The sequence below is a fragment of the Microcystis sp. M53598_WE2 genome, assembly GCF_030067735.1.
GTDB lineage: Bacteria > Cyanobacteriota > Cyanobacteriia > Cyanobacteriales > Microcystaceae > Microcystis > Microcystis aeruginosa.
The window spans coordinates 1-4,605 of record NZ_JASJFE010000349.1 but is presented as its reverse complement, the minus strand read 5'-3'; the positions used below and the strand labels follow the sequence as shown (position 1 = coordinate 4,605).

Sequence of the window (4,605 nt, the reverse complement as noted above, 5' to 3'; positions counted from 1 at the left end):
GATGATTTTCTGAAAATTTTTTAAGTATCTATTTTTAAAAACAGGAAGTTGATAGCTTTGCTCATAAATGGCAATTTTTTTATAGGTCATCAGATGTTGAGAGTTCCTATTTAGCATAGCTATCTTAGACCAAAAAATTCCTCAATACTTAGCAATAATCATCCGCTGCCCCCAGCTATTGCAAGAGGGAGCAATACCTAATTAAACATTTTCAACTTCAACAACAACCGGTTCATTTTCAATAACTGGTTCATTTTCAATAACTGGTTCATTTTCAATAACTGGTTCATTTTCAATAACTGGTTCATTTTCAATAACAACTGTTTGAGGACTTTCAGGAGTTGGCTCAGTTACCGTTTCTTGCTGCTTTACTGTCTGTTCTTGATGGTCAGTCAAGTGTTTTTTGGTTTTTAATTTCAGGTCATCAGTCAGAGGTAAAGCATCAATTTCAGCCAAAAGTGTTTCCAGGGATTCTTTTTTACTTCGCTCAGTGTAAAAAGCATTTAGAACCGCTTCAATTCCGTACTGAGCAATCGCATCTCCTAGCACAGTAACCAACCCCATCGCTCCAATACCCAGAAAAACTACAAAGGGTTGTCCGAGGGTCAGAATTAGCACGATGACAGCAATAATAGCCGAAGCTAAATAAGTACCTGCCACTTTTTTGATAATGTTATCGAGTTCCATAAAAATCACCTCAAATTTCTAGCGAAGGATTAGTTTAATTCTAAAGCAAGGTTAATCTGTCTGTTGATCGTCGTCAAGTAAAGCTTGAAGAAAAGGTTCAAGACTTTTGGGACGATAATCGGAAAAAGCCTTTAATCGTTTTACCACACTGTGATGAACAGTGACAACTTTTGTATTGAAATATCGCCATTGCTCACCTCCCAAGGCCGACAATCCTTTAACAGTATTATCGAACTTGATGGTCGGGTCTAGTTTAATTTGGAATTCCTCAGATTCAGAGGTGGTTGAGTCAAACTCTAATCCCAATTTTTTGGCTTGATTAATCATCCATTGTAACGGGTAATCGGAAAGTCCTTGATATTCTTTTTTGCCACCACCTAGACAGGTATGTTCACCCACAAATAAAACTTCTTTAACAACTTGTTCGGGATTTTCTGGATTGGCTTTGATCGGAGTGGAAGGGAAGTTTTTACGTTTTTCATCAATGGCCACAGCATGAAAAGCATTCTGGATAATCGGACTTAATTTTGTGTTACTAAATTCATATTTTTTATGATAAAACTTAGCCAAGGGAAACCAAGGAGTTAAATCAGGAATACCAAAATTGCCAACTGTATCCCAACAACCTAACATCTTGACTGGAATACGATCTTGAAAATCTTCCTTTTCTGTCTCAATTTTTTTAGCATTAGCGGCACGGAATTGTTGAGCTTTGGCACTATCAGAACTAACGGTGTGGTCTCGATAGAGTTGATAAGCTAGGGGAATTTCTTTAATCTTAGAGCGTTTTAGGATTCCACATTTATCGATAAAACTAGCCAAACAACGAACGATATATGCGCCTCGACTAAAACCTAACAAATAAATTTCATCCTCGGTTGTGGGATTGTAGTTAAGGACAAGAAAACGATAGGCATCTTGAATCATTCGATCAAGGCCCCAGCCAAAAGTTTCATTCCCTAAACTTTTAATAAATTCGTTATCTTCGGGTGTGCCAGAACCTGACAAAAAGACGATTTGGGGGGTTTGATCCTCGGCAATATACTTAATAGATTCGGCGAATTTAACCACATTGGTGGGGTAAGCACTGGCAGAGTCTTCCCAAGAACCATCACAACAAATAATTAACCGTTTTTTCTGGTTTGAATAAGTGAGGATATCTGGTTGAGAAATTGCTGTTTCACTAATCTCCTCAATTTCATTGCTGGCAAGAGCAGCTTCTGCAGCAATTATAATTGATTCTGGATTCTCTTCCCGGGAAGGTTCTTGATTTTCGGATGGAGCATCCTGTTCAATCACTTCTTCTTCTTCAAGGGAGTTAAAAATTTCGTTGACCATTGTTATCCTTTTCGCACTCCTTCTAGCTTTACTGCTAGTCTGAGTTTTTGATTTAGGGATCGAGGTCGGTTTGGAGGGAAGACTATCTAGTTGCCAGGTTGTCCCATAAAGAATACCATGATTGCTATAACTTGTTTGATCCTCGGCACTGCCATTGAGTGATAAATAAGTAACTAAGCCAAGGTCATCAACTAAGGGAGATTGATACATCGCTTTTTGGATTTCTTCTTGGCTACGCGCTTGATTCCAAACAGAAAGTTCTGCAAGACAACCTTGCCAATAATGAGAGAGATTAACAGAGGCTCCCAAGATGATTTTTTCAATCCCCGTTAAGGCACGGTTATGACCGTTGCCACGATGCCAAATGATCCCATTACGATAGATCAACATTCGGCCTGTGGTCGCATTTTTGACAAAGGCCCAATGAGTCCAATCGCTATAATCCTTAAGCTTGACTTTTTTTTCAATTCGATCGAAACCTTCTTCATTACCCGCATCCCAAAAAATCGCAGGTTTCACGGGATCGCCCCAAGGCAAGGTAATATGTAGAACGCGGTTATTTTCCCGATTAACAGCTTCTAAAAGAGTCGTTTCTGTAGCTAAATTATTTTCCCCTTTTGCCCAAAATGTAATGGTAATACTCTGATCGATGTCAAGAAATCCGTGGGATAGATCCATGTGATCATCGATGCCATTAAATTTTAGTACAGAGCGTTGTTCAGCCATTGGTTTTGTCATCGACCGGGGGAGAAAGAGGTAATCAGGGGTTCAGGGATTCTGACGAATAAGAGACTGATCTATCTGTCGTGATTTCCCAGAATGCTACCGCCTAGCTTAACACATTTTAGTTATCTAGCGATATATATAAATAAATGTGTAAGTAGATGGGCGTAAAAAACTCTAAGATCCCCCCGCCTGTCGGCACCCCCCTTATTAAGGGGGGCAGGGGGGATCGAGTGCAAAACCTATCTTCTATTTAATTGCAAACAGCTACTTAGGAGTCAACGACTAATATTCCAGAGCCGGCACTTGCTGTGGCGATAAACTCAGAGGAGTTGACCCCAATCCCTATCGCCATCAATAGGCTTTGGAGGGATGCTCATGGCTGATGGACATCCCTCCCCGGGCCGGTTAACAGCAAACCCTAGGTACTTATTGTAACTCTAACCAAATTCCTCGGCAGCGCTCTACAATTAGTCCCTGAAAAATTAATTGGGTTGCGGGATGAATCTCTACTTTATACAGAGCAAAAAGACCTGTTGGACTATTTAGATTTAACTCCCTTCGCGTTAGAGATAAGGCTTTTGTTCGGTGCATTTCCACCGCTTTTAGTAAGCCTGGATAACTGATATTCCGCAGGGCCAATTGACCATTTTTTGTGAGATAAATAGCATCATTTTGCAAGAGATATTCCAAACTGATCAAACTAGCGTGGACATCCACATCTTTTTCTAAACCCCCTAAACGGTGAGCATCTAAACCAAAGCGAATGCAGAAATTAACAGCGACTAATTTTCCCGCTTCTTCGGCAGGTAAAGCACAATCGGCAAATTCAAACCCTAAACTATCTGAGCGCCACTCCTCGACTCCGGCATAGGTATAGTTTTGAAACAGTTTATTTTTGAGTTTTAAGTCAAATCCCAACCCACTAGCATGACCCGCTTCATGGAATTGGGTATCGAGATGACGATAGCGTTCACCATTAATTTGATCCTCCAGGGGTCCTAATAGCAAATCGGCCGTTTCTGGCTCAAAAATTTTTCGGATACATTCATAGCTAGAACCGGAAAAGCGTCTTTTTTGCTCACTGGCATTATTTAAAGCTGGTCCCTGAACACTATTGGGAAAAGTCCACCTATGGGGAACGATAAAAGCCTCCCCCTTTTCACCTTTAACCGTGCCACAACTAGCAATTTCAGTAAAGGACAAATTTCTGGGAATCGGTTGTCTTAGACTGCCAAATTTTTCACGAGTCAAGCTTTCTAGTTGTTCGATAGAAGGTTGACTATTTTGGTGAATTTTTCCGTAAATTGCACTCAACGTGAGTTGTCGTTCTCCCTGACGATTGATGCGATAGGGAGCAATCATCAGAAAATAACCATTTTTGCCGATAAAATTCAGATTAATGAAATCTTCTGATAAAATGCTCCAGTCGTTGGTTTCTAAAGCCGCTGCTGTTTTCCAGAGCCACTGAGCCGGAACTTCACAGCTATCTGCTTCCTGTTGACGGAGTTTTTTCGCCGCGATTGCAATTTTATTTTGCTCGATATCTTGGACGATTTCTTGGAACAACTGTTGTTGATTAACCAGGGTTTGATTCATTTTTTGGGTAGCTAAGTTGGTGTAATAGTTTAACGTTGTTTTTTGACCCGTCTCTCATCGGCTAAACTCTTAGCCATTTTAAGATTTTAGGGTCTTTGTCATAGCGATAGGTCAGTCCATCTTTCCCCGTAATTGATTTTCCCTGACTGGCTTTGCTTCTGATGCTACTAAGGGAATAGTCGCTTAATTCCTTCATTTGTGCATGGGAAAGTCCCTCTTCGACTTCTGTTAAGATTGTTGTCGTTGGCGATTCGGGGG

The 4,605-nt window shown here is 40.5% G+C and carries 4 protein-coding genes; all 4 read right to left on the bottom strand.

Annotated features, from left to right (window positions below):
- Nucleotides 1-201 precede the first annotated feature (201 nt).
- The gene (locus PX636_RS07540; RefSeq protein WP_041804435.1) at nt 202-687 is read right to left on the bottom strand and encodes a hypothetical protein; all 486 of its coding nucleotides are present in this window, start codon (nt 685-687) and stop codon (nt 202-204) included.
- Between the two features lie 51 nt (nt 688-738).
- A complete protein-coding gene (locus tag PX636_RS07535) occupies nt 739-2,751 on the bottom strand; it encodes a phospholipase effector Tle1 domain-containing protein (RefSeq protein ID WP_288116635.1) in 2,013 nt (670 codons plus the stop codon).
- Between the two features lie 426 nt (nt 2,752-3,177).
- On the bottom strand, nt 3,178-4,347 hold the full coding sequence (locus PX636_RS07530; protein ID WP_288116634.1) for a DUF6014 family protein: 1,170 nt from the start codon (nt 4,345-4,347) through the stop codon (nt 3,178-3,180).
- 61 nt (nt 4,348-4,408) lie between these two features.
- Nucleotides 4,409-4,605: hypothetical protein (locus PX636_RS07525; protein WP_502882854.1), on the bottom strand; the 197-nt coding region annotated here is incomplete at its 5' end.

Coding starts and splice junctions, on each gene's coding strand:
- PX636_RS07530 (WP_288116634.1), bottom strand. CDS start 4,347: ATGAATCAAACCCTGGTTAATCAACAACAGTTGTTCCAAGAAATCGTC.
- PX636_RS07540 (WP_041804435.1), bottom strand. CDS start 687: ATGGAACTCGATAACATTATCAAAAAAGTGGCAGGTACTTATTTAGCT.
- PX636_RS07535 (WP_288116635.1), bottom strand. CDS start 2,751: ATGGCTGAACAACGCTCTGTACTAAAATTTAATGGCATCGATGATCAC.